Genomic DNA, 16,023 nt, shown 5'->3' with positions numbered 1-16,023 from the left:
CCAATTAACCACAAGATATTAATTTCAGCGAGACTTGCTTACTCTACCAGCAAAGTCAAAAGCCTGAACAAAAGCTATCCATTATGTGGCCTATTTTCCTAGATAACAAAAAAGTTATCAAATAACAAAAAGAGAAATAATAGCATTAGATGATAGATAGAGAATTTAAATGCCTCAATCGCCGACCGATCCGTGGGCAAGTATTTCAACTTGTATGCGTGATAAATAAACCCCACGCTGAGTAATGTTGACCCAAACAAATAAAGCGAACCCGACATACCGATAAGGAATGGAAGCATAGATACAACAGCGAGTAAGATCGTATAAAGTAAGATAGATGTTTTGGTATATTCGATGCCATGTGTGACTGGCAACATTGGTATCTTTGCCTTTGCATAGTCTTGATAACGATGGATGGATAAAGCCCAAAAGTGAGGTGGAGTCCAAACAAAGATGATCATTACCAAAATCCATGCATGAGCATGCAATTCATTAGTCAATGCTGTCCAACCCAAAAGAGGTGGCATCGCCCCTGCTATACCAGCGATAACAATATTTTGAGGCGTGGCTCGTTTTAAATACATGGTATAGACAAGCGCGTATCCCACTAAACTTGCAAATGTAAGCCAGGCTGTGAGTTGGTTAACCCCAATGAAAAGTGTAATAAAGCCTGTTAAACCCAATATAGTTGCAAAGACAATGACGTGGTTAGCTTTTAGTCGACCCGATGGCAGAGGCCGCTTATGCGTACGCTCCATTATTCCATCAATACGCTCATCAATAAGATGATTGAGTGATGCAGCCGCTCCAGCCATCAATCCAATTCCGAAAAGTCCTAACAATGCTTTTTCCACAGAGAAAGTGTCTGGATTCGACAGACACATGCCAACAAGAGCAGTTAATAACATTAACGCCACAACTTTAGGCTTAGTTAATGCGAGATAACAGCGCCATAGCGGCATTGTTTCTTCTTGTGCTAACGTGATTGACTTACTCATGGATTGACTCCTTTTTCCATCTCACCACTTGGATAAGCACAAGGTTTGGCGGCTACCCATATTAAAAAGTTTGTCCTACAGATAACAAGAAGCAACACCGCTGCGCCGATATTGTGCGCAACCGCAATGATCATTGGCAAGCTCAAAACGACATTCGCCACTCCAAAAGAAAGTTGAATAATAAGTACGATTAATAAGGATTTAGCCATATTTCTGAGTGCTACTTCCCGTCGCTTCCATAAACTCCATACGAGCAGGATGACAGATAGCGAAACCACACAGGCGCCAACTCGATGAACAATATGGATGGTCATACGTGAAGAGTAGTCTAGAGTCCCAAACTCATAGGTTTCCGCTGTAGGTTGAATTAATTGAAAGGCTTGTGCAAAGTTTAAATAACTTTGCCAGTTACCCTCACATATCGGAAGAGTGGTGCACATCAGTGCAGCATAGTTAGAGGAAGTCCAGCCACCGAGGGCGATTTGGATGACAACAAGAAACAGTGCCACAAGAGCCAGACATTTTGTCCTAATTAAACCCGAGGGTGACATCTTAAATGGAAATTGTGATGATAGTCTCCATTGAGTTAATGCAAGCAAAGTAAATAACGTAAAGCCACCCAATAAATGCCCGACGACGACTATTGGCATAAGCTTCATAGTTACGGTCCACATACCTAATGCTGCTTGAAAGATAACGATGCCTGTTAACATGCTTGCCCAGACAAAGGACAGCTGTCTTGAAACTATACCCATGAGAGAAATACAGACAACAAGTAATCCCAATGAACTTGCAAAATATCTATGTATCATCTCTAACCAAGCTTTATCTGTCTCGATCACAAGAGATGGGTATAAAGCCTGAGCCAAGGCAATTTCATCGTGTTGATTCGGTACACTCAAAGAGCCATAACATCCCGGCCAATCGGGACATCCGAGTCCTGCATCAGCCAGCCGAGTATAGGCGCCCAAGACAATGACAACAACCGTTAGTACGAGGCTAAATCTTACGAGATTGACTAAATTCATAGTACTTTCTCCCTAGTAAAGGTTAACCAACTCGAGATAATTTGAGTAACTTACGTAAGTCTGCCAGTACACCTTTACTCTGAGAGATCATATTATTTTGAGAAGACACTCTGGGGTAACGCATTACGAGTTGCCCCAATGGATCGACAATCACCAACTCACCACTTTGGACGACATTTTCAAATTGGGAAGAAACACTCACATTAGAAAGCTGTTCATGCTTTTTAGCGTAATCATCACTCGAAGGTGTAAATATTAGAATCGGCCTCACTCGGCTCTGGTTTTTACCCAAAGCGATATGACTTTGCTGCAATAAGTGTATTTGTTGCTCGCACATCTTTTGACAGCGAATTGGAACCACATAGCCCAACTTCCACTCACTTTGGAAAGGATCACTCAGGCCCATAGAATGAAACGAAGCCGCAGGAACGATAAGCTTACCGTAATTGGTCACGCCACTTTGATACCAATTTTTATCTAAGACTACTTTCGCAATGATTGCTGGCAATACGAACAGTAATACCATACCAAGGAAGATCACTCTTCCTTTGTTAGTAGCACTAATCATGAATACCTCCTTGTTTCAGTAAGCGGAATAACAGAAACAGACTGAAAAAAAACAACGCTGTTGCCATTCCAAACCACTGAACCGCGTACCCCAAATGCTTCTCTGAGCCTAGGGGTATAGGCTGCCATGGCTGAGGATAACGCCAGTTTTCCTCAATAGGTTGTACGACAAAAAGTTCAATGGGAGTGTTCCAATGAGCAGACAACTGAGTAATATTAAGATTTTGTATGCGACTCGGACTCCCCTCCTCAAGGAGCAGCTCTTTACTCAGTGGGTTCTCAGATTTACGGTAAAGCCTCCCTGTAAACGCAAACGGCTGTTCCAGCCATTGAACAACAGGTAATACGTCGCGCAATCTAGGTGCAGGGATAAAGCCAACTTCAAAGAGAATAAAACGATGGCCCTCTGTCCTTACCAACTGAAGTGCAAGATAACCCACTTGTCCATTGAAGCTCTGATTATCGAGCAAAATATAGTGTTCTTTTAAGGGCAAAACTTCCAACTGAACTATCAAACCATTGGGATTTACAATAGCCTCATCTGTCAGATGTGATAATTGTATCGGAGGTTGCTGCGCCCTTTGTGTCATCATCTGTTCCATCTGTACTTTCTCTTCTGATCTTGAAAGCTGCCACAGTCCCAGTTTGATCAATATGGAAAACACAACCACAGTTACTAGTGCACCCGCTGCAAGTTTTCTATTATAAAATCGCATTAAAAAGGACTTCACCATGGTATTAATTTTCAAAGTACTCCTAGTCTTTATGCTCATCTTTATTATCTTCAATCTCGCCAGAGCGATGTTCGAAATGGTCAAAAATGATGGGTCTGATACCGAAAACGATGAAGAACAGTCTCAAGACAATAAACCCATGAGCTACTACTTAGGTAGGCGCGTGTTCCTTTCAGCACTCGCCGTAATCCTTATGATCGTCGCTCTCCTGAGTGGCTTCCTAGAGCCTAATGTCAGGCCCTATTAGTCAAAGGACATACACAAAGACAAACAAACATAGCCAAACAACATCAACAAAATGCCAGTACCAACTCCCCGCTTGAAAAGCAAAGTGATCTTTGGGAGTAAAATGGTCTTTAGCTATTCGTGCAAGCAGCACAATAAGAATGGTTGTTCCTAAAAAAACGTGCATCCCGTGGAACCCTGTTAATAGGAAGAAAGTGTTACCATAAATACCAGACTGGAGCGTCAGGCCTAAATCTTGATAGGCATGAGCATATTCAACACCCTGATAGTAGAGAAAAAACATCGCTAAGATAATGGTAATCTCTAGCCATACTATCAGTGCCATACGTCGATTTTTTTCTAAATTCACATGAGCCAAGTGTAAAGTAATAGACGAAGCCAATAGTAAGATTGTGTTAATTAGTGGTATCCCCTTCCATGACATCGCGGTAGTTGTTTCTCCACCTGGTGTTACCGTCAAAGGCCACAACGCTTCGAAGGCGGGCCATATGACCTCGTGTGTCATAGCATTATTCCCAGCTCCTCCTAACCAAGGAACGCTGATAAATCTCGCGTAAAATAATGCCCCGAAAAAAGCTCCAAAAAACATGATTTCAGAGAATATAAACCAACTCATTCCCTGACGAAATGAGCGCGACAACTGAGCAGAGTACACACCACTCATCGATTCAGATACAACATTACTAAACCAGCCTGCAAACATGTACAAAAGAAACAAAAAACCCGCCAGTAATATTAAATGGGCAAAAATACTGCTCTCACCTTCCTCATTCATTCCCTGTACTGTTAGTCCAGCACCAACGGCAATTAAGAACAAAGATATGGCACCAACAATTGGCCAGCTGCTTTGTGCAGGTACATAATAAGATTGGTGTTTTGAACTCATTGGGTGACTCCTTCAACACTAGAACCTAAATCGATGGGCGATAAGTTTGCTGTTTTGGTGGTGTCGACATCTTTAGTGATATCGTAGAGGGTATACGACAAGGTAAGCGTATGTATTGTCGATGGTATCGTAGGTTCGATGTAAAAGATTAAAGGCATCTCTACATCTTGCTTAGCTTCCAAGGGTTGCTGGCTGAAACAAAAGCATTCAATCTTGTTAAAATACGATGCTGCTTCTCCTGGGGAAACAGAGGGCACCGCTTGACCAACAATTTGCCGTTGCGATAAGTTTCTTGCGTAATACGAGGTATGAATCACCTCACCTGGGTGCACTTCCATCGTCGTTTGTGATGGGGTAAATTTCCACGGCACACCTTTATTATTGTGAACCATAAATTCAACCGTGATGGTCCTTGATGTGTCGGCAATCATTCCTTGTGGCTGTGCAACAGATTCACTATTAGTCTTACCGTTGATACCCAGAGCATCACACATCACATCGTATAATGGGACCAAACCAAAGCCAAAACCAAACATCACCAGTGCCGCAGCACAGAGCTTGAGACTTAATTTTTGATTAATGGTATTTTGGTCTTGCATCCTGACCTCCTAATCCAACTTAGGAGGTGTAGAGAATGTATGATGAGGCGCAGGACTTGGAACTGTCCACTCTAATCCATCCGCTCGTTTCCATGGTTTCTCACCTACTCGTTCTCCCCCTCGGATGCATTTAATCACAACCCAGAGGAATATTAATTGGGAAAGTCCAAATGCAAAGCCTCCGATTGATACAATTTGGTTTATATCTGCAAATTGAATAGCGTAATCTGGTATTCGTCGCGGCATTCCGGCTAAACCCAGAAAGTGCATCGGAAAAAACAGTAGGTTGACCGAAATCATCGAACACCAGAAATGCCATAAACTGAGCCTATGGTCATACATGTGGCCGGTCCACTTAGGCAACCAATAATAGGCCGCCGCCATTATTGAAAACACAGCACCTGACACAAGGACGTAATGGAAGTGTGCGACAACAAAGTACGTATCGTGATATTGAAAATCGGCTGGCACGATCGCTAACATCAATCCGGATAATCCGCCGATGGTAAAGAGAATAATGAAAGCAATAGCAAACAGCATTGGCGTTTCAAAGGTCATTGCGCCTCGCCACATTGTCGCGACCCAGTTAAACACCTTAACCCCAGTAGGTACCGCAATGAGCATAGTACAATACATAAAGAACAGTTCAGCAAACACAGGCATGCCCGTGGTGAACATATGGTGAGCCCAAACCAGGAAAGACAGCAAGGCTATACTACAGGTTGCATAAACCATTGAATGATAGCCAAACAACTTTTTGCCGCTAAACGCGGGTATAATGGCCGAAATAATACCAAAAGATGGTAATATCATAATGTATACTTCTGGATGACCAAAAAACCAAAAAATGTGCTGAAACATGACAGGGTCTCCACCTCCAGCAGCATCGAAAAATGAAGTACCAAAATATTTGTCTGTTAGCACCATGGTGACAGCACCAGCTAAAACAGGCATTACGGCAATCAGCAAAAATGCAGTGATCAGCCAAGTCCAAACAAACATAGGTAATTTAAACCATGTCATTCCGGGTGCGCGCATATTCACAATTGTAACTATGACATTGATCGCTCCCATGATTGAGCTGATCCCCATAATATGAACAGAAAAAACGAATAAAGCTGTACTATCTGGTGCGTAGGTTGTGGAGAGTGGCGCATAGAATGTCCAGCCAAAGTCAGGCCCTCCCCCTTCGGTAAATAAGGACGCCAGCAATATCAAAAATGCAAAGGGAAGTATCCAGAAACTTAAGTTGTTCATCCTAGGCAACGCCATATCAGGCGCACCGATCATCATAGGTATCATCCAATTTGCCAGCCCAGTGAAAGCTGGCATAACTGCACCAAACACCATAATCAGACCATGAACTGTGGTCATCTGGTTAAAGAACTGAGGTTCGACTAACTGAAGTCCGGGCTGAAAAAGCTCAGCGCGAATTATCATAGCCATCGCCCCACCCGTTAAAAACATAATGAAGCTGAACCACAGGTACAGCGTACCTATGTCTTTATGATTAGTAGAGTATAGCCACCGTGTTATCCCACTTGGTTTATGATCGTGATCATCTACCTCTATGGCTATAGTACTATTCATTCGCCCAATTTCAGCATCAGAAGCAGGAGCAGAAACCACTTTGTCTTCAACGATAGATTCAGGTTTTGATGTCTTCATTACTCCTCCTTAGACGCTTTGAATGAGTTAACGTCTGACGCCTGTACAAGGTCTCCAACTTGGTTCCCAAGCCCGTTTCGCTGGTAAGTCACAACAGACGCAATTTCTTTATCAGTCAACTGATTTGCAAAAGCTTGCATTGCGGTACCTGCACGACCATTTACAACGATATCTATGTGGCTTGAAGTGTCTCCTGTTGCGATTTTGCTGCCTGTAATCGCTGGAAAAGCTCCAGGTATACCGCCCCCTTCAGCTTGATGACAAACAGCGCAACGATCCAGATAGATTTTTTGTCCCGCATCCATAAGCTCATCCAGTGAAAGTGATGCAGATAATGACGCAGTGGCCTCGCGCTTTGCCTGTGCAATTTCAAGCTTCTTGTCGTTCAACCAGCGTTCATAATTCTCTTCAGTTAATGCTTGAACAACAACCGGCATGAAACCGTGTGCGCGCCCACAGAGCTCTGCACATTGCCCTCGATAAATACCTGGCTCTTCAATCTTAGTCCAAGCTTCATTGATGAAGCCGGGAATAGTATCCTTCTTAACGGCAAAATCGGGGACCCACCAAGAATGAATAACATCATCAGAAGTCATTAAAAACCTGACTTTCCTGTTTATTGGTAGCACTAACGGATTGTCCACCTCTAGCAAATAGTTTTCGCCTTTTACCTCGTTACCCTCAATCTCTTCCTGACTCGTGGATAACAAGCTGAAAAATTCAACATCTTCACCGAAATAACTGTAATGCCATTTCCATTGAGATCCTGTTATTTTTATCGTTAGGTCGGATTGAGAAGTGTCTTCCATCGCAACCAAAGTTTTGGTCGCTGGTATGGCCATAAGAACCAAGATGAGAATCGGAATGACAGTCCATACGATTTCGACTTTTGTACTCTCGTGAAAGTTCGCTGCAACTGCACCTCTAGATTTTCGATGATAGAACATCGAATAAAACATGACACCGAAAACGATGATTGCAATCACACAACAAATGTAAAAGATAAGCATATGCAAGTCGTAAACCTGCTGGCTTATGTCTGTAACACCCACCGGGAGGTTGTACTGACTTGATTCAGCACAAGCCGAACTGGTTAAAAACACGCCGGAGAAACTGATTGATTGCCAGAATAATATTCGCTCGTTTTTCAAAAGATCTCTCCTCTCTCAGAGTCATCACTGGTGATGCTGATACCTTTACCGAAACCAAGCTTAAAAATTAAAAAAACATCAATGCGTCGTTGGACTGAAGAATTGTTAAATTAGTACTTATTTTGATTATGTTATGTTAATAACTTGTAGTTTGAGTTTGGAAATTGTGCAAGAAAGGCACACTAAAAATGGGGGGGTAGCCTACACAAATAAAGTTTAGCGATTGCGCTCTCGCAAATGATGCAAAATTCAAATTAGAATCTACACGATGCCCGAGCAGCTCTTAGATTTTTAGTTCAACTAAGTAAACCTGAAGTTGATTGGGTATATCGCACTCATTGAATATATAGATTGGTTTATTAGTTACAAGATCCAGAGACACAAGGATTGGTATGAGTAATAGCTCAGAGCCCACTGCATTCCTGTGAGCCTCTAAATCAAGTCATAAAAAAGTTACTCTTTATTCTCTGGGGTTGCATCAACCCCAAATGGGCAGTTAGTTTTAAAGTACTCTCAGTACAGGAAGGTAGAAATGATGGAACAAGTTTCTCGCTGGTTACAACGAGATCCAGATTCGGCGACTAAAGCACAGTTACAACAGCTGATTGATTCAAATGCTGTAGATACGATCAAAGATTGCTTCAGTCAACGTCTTGAGTTTGGTACAGCGGGCCTGCGTGGTAAAGTAGGCTGTGGGCCAAACCGGATGAATAGCTTAGTGATTCAAGAAACAGCAACTGGATTGGGGCACTATTTAACAAAAACCTTATCCAATGCAGCCCAACGAGGCGTTGTTATTGGTTACGACGGCCGAACTGACTCCAAACGTTTTGCCCACGATGCGGCGAGTGTTCTTACTCAGCAAGGAATTAAAGTATTTCTAACCGCAACAGAAGCAGCAACACCCATAGTAGCGTTTGGTATAAAGCATTTTAATGCCGCGGCGGCTATCGTTGTCACAGCGAGTCACAACCCACCAGAATATAACGGTTTCAAAGTGTATTGGGAGAACGGTGCTCAGATTATACCGCCACACGATAGTGGGATCGCAAAGGAAATTGAGGATGCCTCTGAACTTCCAATTACCATGATGCCTCTAGAAACTGCCGAAGAGAAAAATCTTTTGGTGTGGCTCAAAGAAGATTATTTCGATCAATATAGACAAGCCATCAATAATCAACCTTTACTGGTCAATCAGACGGAAAATCACCGTGCTGTAAGCCTCTCTTACACTGCAATGCATGGTGTTGGAGCAAAAATGGCTGAGCAGTTGCTAAATGATAATGGATTTACTCAAGTATATAGCGTGCCTGAACAAAGTATGCCCGATGGGACCTTTCCGACGGTCAACTTCCCCAACCCCGAAGAGCCCGGTGCGATGGATATGGTTATTGCTCTAGCCAAAGAACGCCAGGCCGATCTTGCATGTGCTAATGACCCTGATGCAGACCGCTTCGCTGTTGCTGCCCGCACACCTAACGGCGACTACCAAATGCTAACAGGAGATCAAGTCGGCTGCCTACTGGCGCAGTATTTACTTACTCGATGTGATAAAACAAGCCCACTCGTTGGTAATACCATCGTTTCATCAACATTACTCGAGAAAATTGCCCAGTCAAATAACGCAGATTATTATCAAACTCTCACAGGTTTTAAATGGCTAACTAACGTTGCAATGAGCAAAAAAGAGGACAATAAGCCTTTCTTGTTTGCCTATGAAGAAGCACTTGGATATGCAATTGGTGAAACAGTTTGGGACAAGGATGGGCTCTCAGCATTACTTGCTTTTGTTCAATTAGCTAGTGAACTCAAAGGGCAAAATAAAACCGTATGGGATCAACTGGAGCTTTTATACCGTGAGCATGGTGTTTACTTAAATTCCCAGCGAAGCATTGCTCTCGATCCTGAGTTGCCTGCTGTTGGAGAAAAGTTGCGTAACAGTCCGCCATTGACGATTGCTGGTCGAAAAGTTGAGGTTATTGAAGATCTAAAGACTTTAAAACGAACTTTCTCGGATGGGAGATCAGAAGTGATCGAGCTTCCGGTAAGTGATGTGCTGGTTTATCACCTCTCAGATGGTGCTAGGGTTATTGTACGACCCTCAGGAACTGAGCCCAAGCTAAAGTGCTATTATCAAGTTGTAGAACCATTTGCACCTGATGAAGCCTTAAACACAGTTTTGGATAAAGCATCCGAGTCCATGAGTATGCTTATCTCAGAGCACCAACATAGCCTGCTTTAATGACAACTTAGCCCCACCAGCATTGTGGGGCTGATACCCATTAGTTGAGTTTTTTTTGTAGAAAAATTTTATCTACACCATCCACTGGAAAATTCTTGTATCGTCCGACTTCTTCAAAACCCAGTTTCAAATAAAATGGAAGTGCCTGAAAACTATAGGTATCCAGATAAAGGCCTGTGATTCCCATGGACTCGGCTTGCTGCTCTACTTTTTCCATTAGCATGGTACCTACACCAGTATCTCGGGAACTTTCTTCAATCCAAAAAAACTCGATAAATAGGGTTTTATTAAAAAGAGCTTCTCCTGTTAAGCCACCTACAATTTCTCCCATTTCGCTCTCCGCAAAACAAGCAAAATTGGAAATCTCTTCATCGGGAAGGTGTTTCTGATTGAACCTTCTCAGCCCTTTATAAATAAGATCTTTTATATTCTTAGGGGGGTTTAATGCAAATTGAATATTCATGTGAAAAGCCTCCTACCTAAATAACCAAAATCCTTTTGATAATAATATCCTAGCTTCTTATATGAACTTTCAATAGAATCAAAGGCACTCAGAAGCGTTGCTTTACTAAGTTTATCTAGCAACCCACTCAACTTCTATCAGAGTGTTATCATGTTCTTTTAGACGGAGCAAAAACACGTCCTTTGATTGAACTTCCCCAACACCACTAGGGGTTCCTGTCATTATAATATCTCCGTCAAATGGCGTGGTGAAGCTTTTTAATTCTTCGAGGATTACTTGTGGAGAGTATATCATCTGGCTGACTGCTCCTTTTTGCACCCTCACACAGTTAATAAACACTTCAATACTCAGGTTGTGGATATCAATACCATCTAGTGGAATAAAACGACTGAATAAAACGCTCCCATCAAATGCCTTGGCTCGTTCCCAAGGAAGCCCCTGACTCTTGAGCTTACTCTGTAGCTCTCGCTTAGTAAGATCTAGCCCAAGGCCTACCGCAGATAATTGACCATTTTGCACAATAAAACAAATCTCGCCCTCGTAGTGGATAGGTTCTTGGTGAAAGGAGTTAAGAACGTCCGAAATTGCGCTGTTTGGTTTAGAAAATACCACTATCTGCTCAGGAACAGCATTTGAAAGTTCTTTGATATGGTCGTGATAATTTCTACCAACACATAAAATTTTTGTTGGTTCAACATGAGCTTGTAAAATTTTCACCAATGACATTGTTATACCCTGCAGCTGAGCCAAATGAGCATTTCAGTTTATGATAAATTACTATTTTGTTGGTAAAAAAACCATTCAAACTCTGAAGCATCGCCCAAAATATCAGCAGAAAAATGCAAAACGCCCACCGTTTTAAAGGTAGGCGCTACTTTACGATGACTCTTTATTAGAAATAATATCTCATTCCAACTGTCCACTTATTGTCATCTTCAGTGGTAGGATCATCGTCACCTAAGTCAATTTTATAGCCTGCGACTGCAACAAAACCAGCGGCTAACTCATACTCGGCGTTTATAGATGTATTACTGTAGACCTTCTTAGAGGTTTCTTCATTGTCCACTCTTTCATAGTGAACACTAAGGTTTAACCCATTATCCATACCGTAGGCAGCAAGCGCTTCCATTTGCTTGGTTTCTTTAGAGTACACCTTAGTAAAAGCCGCGTTAGGATCAGTAGCAGCGAGACTACCAAAATATTCATTTGTTCCGTAAACCCCAGCTAGGTAAATACCTTCCCCGTAGCTGCCGTAATTAAGTGAGAAAATAGTGGACTCAGCAGACTTTTTTTCACTCGCGTTGATATTAACTTTGCCGTCAGAAAAAGCAGCCCCTAAAGTGACTCCCATCGCCTCGATTGAGAGTGCAGCTTGCATACGGCTGTCTTTACCATCCGCTTTGCCTTTATCAGTGTTCTTACCTTGCCAGCCGAGCCCGAGCCTGACCTCTACATCATCTGTGAGCATCATGCTATTACGATAGCTGACCATTTTGTCTGCTCTCGCCGAACCAACAAAGTAGTGGTCCGCATAGAGGAAGTCGTTGGCAAAAGCGATCGGCATATCTGCCACCCCACCTACATCGTAATAAGGTGACCACTGGGTTCCGACAACCATACGCCCCAGCATTTCATCGGTGACCCCGATGTACCCTAAACGAGTGCTGAAGGTGTTCTTACCTCCGTCCAAGTAATTAATACTCCACTCGCCTTTAGCATCAACCGTCATACCATTGTCGAGCGTTTTCATACCTGAAATATTTAAACGGGGCGAGTAAGAATGTACTTCAACGTCATCATCGGCACCTTTTTCACCGACCCCTACATCTACATAACCACCTAAAGCGAGTGTTGTTCCTTCGCTGTTATATATCTCTGCTGCGAAAACGTGAGTACTGCATGCTGCTGCCGCAATCGAGACAGCCAAGAATTTAATGTTCATATCCATCGTCCGTATTTGGTTGATATAAGTCCGATTTAACCTGTTAAAGATTAAAGTCTGAACGAATAATTAAAACGTAGTACGGAAAAACTAAAAATGGACGCAATTCTCCACATTATGTGAATAATTTAACTGTCACAGCGTCACTCCAACTGGTTTTTTAGGAAAGTAAGCCATTGATTCTAATATATTTCTTTTGTATTTATTGACCCAGAAAAAACAGTGTGATAATTGTCACATTTTTGGAATTTTAGACGGAACTTTTTAATAAAGCATTGAAAATATGTCTGATAAAATAATCTTTTTATCATTAATTTAATCAGGATATGCGAACAATATTGGAGCAAGATTTATGCAATATTCTTGCAATCAAGGCGACAAAAATATCGATAGTCTTATAATAGGCTACGCAAAAAAGCAGCTTGTTTTTGTTCTTGTAAAGAAGGTTGGTAAGGCTCATCCGTGAGAGAATCAGAATCAAAAGACCCGACTTGATAATGACCTGAACCAGAATTACCATACCCGGCTCTTTGCCCCGGAAAACCAGACATTCTCTCGATCATAAAATGTCTCAATTCCAAATCAGATACACCATTTGGTAAAACTGCCTTGAATGCCTTTAACTCTACAATTTGTTCACCTACGGCAAGCCTCTTCTTCTGCACTAGGGTGGCTATTGGCTGACCGTCGACATTATAAAGGTTTGCTCTTAACCTATAGATACCAGCCTCATCAACATTTAATGTTATAGGGACTGTCATATCAGGACCAACGGCAAAACTTTGTCCCACAGAGACCAACTGAGCAATTGACTTGTAGATGCGAATATCAGCACTAACAATATCTGAGCCTTGTTCTGAATCTAACCGTGCAATAAAACGTACTTCCTCTGGCCAATCTCGATCAGGATACACTTGCCATTGACCCTTATCGGAAAGATAGGAGCCTAAAACCTCATGAGTGGAGACTGATACAGCGTCGAGCGTTGCATGGATAAAATCTGCATTCGTTTTCAGCTCAAGATTGATAGGCTCAGAATAAAAATAACGATATTTTTCCATATTGAGACTCGCGATAAACTCACCGTTTAAAATGGGGATCGCCACCTCAATAAACTGATTCCAATTTAAGTACGGGCTGTCTGGATCAGAAATTGGCTCTGAGTAGGATGGATATTCAAATGTCCGCTCATGTACTAGAGCCATCTGTGCCATAGCTTTAGCAATAGGTTCTTGCTCAGCCTTATCACCCTCGGCTTGGTCAGCAATTTTTTCAGGCTCGATAGTTACCACTTCTGGCTGTGACGATATATCGAGTTTTTCGAATAATCGCTTCTCCACTTGCGGCTCAGACTCTATCTCTCTGTTTGCTGAAAGAAGCACTACCACAAAACAAAAACTAGCCAAGCAAAAGAAACCCGCTTTTTTATTCATTGAATACTCCCTCAAGAAAGCCAAGGAGTTCCTTGGCCGGGCCCTGTTGTCAATTAAGAGTCGTGACCAACTCTGACATAGTATGTTTATCCGAATCCGTTACGAACAAATATTTCTTACCCCACCAACCACTTTCTTGATAGGTCTCTACACCAACTGATTCTCCATTACCTAGCTGAACATTATTTACAACCGAAGTCACCACTCCTTTATGAATGGCATGAACTACATCACTATGACTGTATTTATCCCCCATTATTAAGGGATAATGGTAAGGCATAAAACTCGTCACTCCCTTCTTTTGGCTGCCAATTTTTCCTGTCATCGCCAAATTTTCTGAGCAACTGTCATATTGGTCAGGAACGGCAGCACCACAAGTAGAATGTGCAGCAACGACACCATCATCATTCCCAGGTAAGAAGAGAGAAGTAGCATTTAAGAAATCACTGCCATTTCCAACAAAACGGATCCTTGGAATCCTGTGTTCCGATAACTTTGCAAGCTGACGAGCGTTCGCTACTCTCAAGTCATTCAAGACACCAGAGTTCTCTTTTGTTGGCGTTTGCCCGAGCCAGAGCGAAATAGCAAAGCGCATTGCACTGTTTGCGGCACCGCCACCTTCAATAATATTCAATACAATGTCAGCCAGCTCCGATCCACCGCCTGCACCTGCAAAGTCGTAAGTTGCAACAATATTTAGAGGCTCTAGGCCTGCGTTAGTGAGCCAGTTCTCCTGATTGTCGAGCAAGTACCTTGCAATAAGATCACCAGCTGAGTGAGTCACTAATATACACCCTGGATTGCATAACCTATCTTGAGCGAATTGTTGTAATTTCGGCCAGATATAATCAACAGCAATCTTTTCTTCAACTCTTTCGTAAGCAGGCCAGTCTATACGTTCATCAGCGTACTGCAACCAGTATTCTTGCCAATATTCCTCTCCTTCAGCCTTAACCTGATCTGCATCTGGCATAGATTTTAATTGGTCGGCTTGGAGACCATGAATAACTACGACTTTGTAGTCTCCTATGGCAGCGTAATTCAAGCAGCTAAATACTAAACCCACCAGTAAAACAAATACTCTTATGTTTATTTTCATGACGTTATCAACCTTTTCTTCCATAAATGTTGTTGGTCAACTTTAGAGCCACAAGCAAAACTTCAAACATCAAAAAGCGGCTTTGCCTGCTACATAGAGTGGGTGTTAGGGTAATATTTAATCAAATCATCTCGTATTACGTTTTGCACTTGATTAGAAAAATAATATTCTGTTGGGCAGTTATGTGATTTCATATGAATTAATACAAAAAATAGATATTATTTTTATCGATTATGAATTACGGCGCACATGTGTATGCTTGGACTCATCAAACACAATTTTTAAATTTTATAAAATAGTGATAGTGTTTGCTCACTATTTAATAATTTACGTACTATCGATGACATTTGAGACTGCACTTTCGTTTTTCATAGCGATGCTAATCTTTAGCATTACTCCAGGACCTGGAGTATTTGCTATTATTTCGCGAGCTTTAGTGTCTGGCTCAAAAAGCTGTATAGGTTTAACGTTAGGAATGATAATAAGTGATGTTTTGTATCTTTTGTTGGCTTGTTTTGGGCTAACAACCATTGCAGACAATTGGGCAACTCTCTTTAACGTTATTCGCTACTTAGGCGCTGCTTACTTGGTTTTCTTAGGGTGGAAATTAATAAATTCACGACTTGATCCTGAGGACTTGGAGACTGGTGACGCCAACGTAAAATCAGCGTTTTTCTCCGGTATTGTGCAAGGCTTCTTGATTTCTGCATCCAACCCAAAAGTCATATTATTCTATATTTCATTTTTACCCTCATTTATGGATTTAACGTCTTTATCCTATTCTGACATTACCTTAGTCTCTGTTATGGCAAGTCTGGCACTCTTTATAGGTGTGATGGGAGTTGCACTCGGGGCTGCACGGCTTTCAAAGTTAGTAAAAACGCCTAAAGCCTACCGTACTCTTAACTTTGGCTCTGGCAGTATTATGATCGCGGTAGGATCTTATCTCGCACTCAACCCATAAATG

General features: G+C 42.0%; 16 protein-coding genes. 3 read left to right on the top strand and 13 right to left on the bottom strand.

The window, feature by feature from the left end; all coding sequences use genetic code 11:
* Positions 1-98 precede the first annotated feature (98 nt).
* Genes cyoE through RH40_RS09285 form a run of 4 tightly spaced genes read right to left on the bottom strand, consistent with a single transcriptional unit; the run spans position 99 to position 3,309 of the window.
* Complete coding sequence (gene cyoE, locus RH40_RS09300) at positions 99-998, bottom strand: heme o synthase (RefSeq protein ID WP_009601207.1); 900 nt, start codon at positions 996-998, stop codon at positions 99-101.
* Positions 995-2,026 carry a COX15/CtaA family protein gene (locus tag RH40_RS09295; protein ID WP_009601206.1) on the bottom strand — a complete coding sequence of 344 codons (1,032 nt, stop codon included), beginning with the start codon at positions 2,024-2,026 and terminating at the stop codon, positions 995-997. Before RH40_RS09295 ends, cyoE begins: the two co-directional genes overlap by 4 nt.
* Before the next feature lie 22 nt (positions 2,027-2,048).
* Positions 2,049-2,594, bottom strand: a complete 546-nt coding sequence (locus RH40_RS09290; RefSeq protein ID WP_009601205.1) for a redox-active disulfide-containing membrane protein — start codon at positions 2,592-2,594, stop codon at positions 2,049-2,051.
* Positions 2,587-3,309 (bottom strand): SURF1 family protein, encoded by a 723-nt coding sequence (locus tag RH40_RS09285; RefSeq protein ID WP_139056869.1) that lies wholly within the window; start codon positions 3,307-3,309, stop codon positions 2,587-2,589. Before RH40_RS09285 ends, RH40_RS09290 begins: the two co-directional genes overlap by 8 nt.
* A 16-nt stretch (positions 3,310-3,325) precedes the next feature.
* On the opposite strand from RH40_RS09285, the gene RH40_RS09280 reads away from it, so the two are divergent.
* Positions 3,326-3,574 carry a DUF2909 domain-containing protein gene (locus tag RH40_RS09280; RefSeq protein WP_009601203.1) on the top strand — a complete coding sequence of 83 codons (249 nt, stop codon included), beginning with the start codon at positions 3,326-3,328 and terminating at the stop codon, positions 3,572-3,574.
* Here the strand turns inward: RH40_RS09280 and RH40_RS09275 are convergent, their stop codons facing one another.
* The 4 genes from RH40_RS09275 to coxB are packed head-to-tail and all read right to left on the bottom strand — an operon-like array spanning position 3,575 to position 7,829.
* On the bottom strand, positions 3,575-4,459 hold the full coding sequence (locus RH40_RS09275) for a cytochrome c oxidase subunit 3 (RefSeq protein ID WP_009601202.1): 885 nt from the start codon (positions 4,457-4,459) through the stop codon (positions 3,575-3,577).
* Positions 4,456-5,058 (bottom strand): cytochrome c oxidase assembly protein, encoded by a 603-nt coding sequence (locus RH40_RS09270; protein ID WP_009601201.1) that lies wholly within the window; start codon positions 5,056-5,058, stop codon positions 4,456-4,458. Before RH40_RS09270 ends, RH40_RS09275 begins: the two co-directional genes overlap by 4 nt.
* 9 nt (positions 5,059-5,067) lie before the next feature.
* Positions 5,068-6,726: a cytochrome c oxidase subunit I gene (gene ctaD, locus RH40_RS09265; protein WP_039954496.1), complete on the bottom strand. Its 1,659-nt coding sequence runs from the start codon at positions 6,724-6,726 to the stop codon at positions 5,068-5,070.
* Complete coding sequence (gene coxB, locus RH40_RS09260; RefSeq protein ID WP_241209880.1) at positions 6,726-7,829, bottom strand: cytochrome c oxidase subunit II; 1,104 nt, start codon at positions 7,827-7,829, stop codon at positions 6,726-6,728. Before coxB ends, ctaD begins: the two co-directional genes overlap by 1 nt.
* Positions 7,830-8,409: 580 nt before the next feature.
* On the opposite strand from coxB, the gene RH40_RS09255 reads away from it, so the two are divergent.
* Positions 8,410-10,119 (top strand): phospho-sugar mutase, encoded by a 1,710-nt coding sequence (locus RH40_RS09255; RefSeq protein ID WP_009601198.1) that lies wholly within the window; start codon positions 8,410-8,412, stop codon positions 10,117-10,119.
* A 40-nt stretch (positions 10,120-10,159) separates the two neighbouring features.
* Here RH40_RS09255 and RH40_RS09250 read toward each other — a convergent pair whose 3' ends face one another.
* The 5 genes from RH40_RS09250 to RH40_RS09230 form a co-directional block, all read right to left on the bottom strand.
* Positions 10,160-10,582 carry a GNAT family N-acetyltransferase gene (locus RH40_RS09250; protein ID WP_009601197.1) on the bottom strand — a complete coding sequence of 141 codons (423 nt, stop codon included), beginning with the start codon at positions 10,580-10,582 and terminating at the stop codon, positions 10,160-10,162.
* Positions 10,583-10,693: 111 nt separating this feature from the next.
* Positions 10,694-11,308: a fumarylacetoacetate hydrolase family protein gene (locus RH40_RS09245; RefSeq protein ID WP_009601196.1), complete on the bottom strand. Its 615-nt coding sequence runs from the start codon at positions 11,306-11,308 to the stop codon at positions 10,694-10,696.
* Between the two features lie 166 nt (positions 11,309-11,474).
* Positions 11,475-12,524: a porin gene (locus tag RH40_RS09240; protein WP_009601195.1), complete on the bottom strand. Its 1,050-nt coding sequence runs from the start codon at positions 12,522-12,524 to the stop codon at positions 11,475-11,477.
* Between the two features lie 395 nt (positions 12,525-12,919).
* A complete protein-coding gene (locus tag RH40_RS09235) occupies positions 12,920-13,957 on the bottom strand; it encodes a hypothetical protein (protein ID WP_009601194.1) in 1,038 nt (345 codons plus the stop codon).
* A 49-nt stretch (positions 13,958-14,006) separates the two neighbouring features.
* A complete protein-coding gene (locus RH40_RS09230; RefSeq protein WP_039954521.1) occupies positions 14,007-15,056 on the bottom strand; it encodes a hypothetical protein in 1,050 nt (349 codons plus the stop codon).
* Between the two features lie 340 nt (positions 15,057-15,396).
* On the opposite strand from RH40_RS09230, the gene RH40_RS09225 reads away from it, so the two are divergent.
* The gene (locus RH40_RS09225; RefSeq protein WP_009601192.1) at positions 15,397-16,020 is read left to right on the top strand and encodes a LysE family translocator; all 624 of its coding nucleotides are present in this window, start codon (positions 15,397-15,399) and stop codon (positions 16,018-16,020) included.
* Positions 16,021-16,023: the final 3 nt, after the last annotated feature.

The organism is Vibrio caribbeanicus ATCC BAA-2122 (genome assembly GCF_000165125.1).
GTDB lineage: Bacteria > Pseudomonadota > Gammaproteobacteria > Enterobacterales > Vibrionaceae > Vibrio > Vibrio caribbeanicus.
Note: the sequence above shows the minus strand (reverse complement) of the source record. Positions and strands in the feature narration are given on the sequence as shown.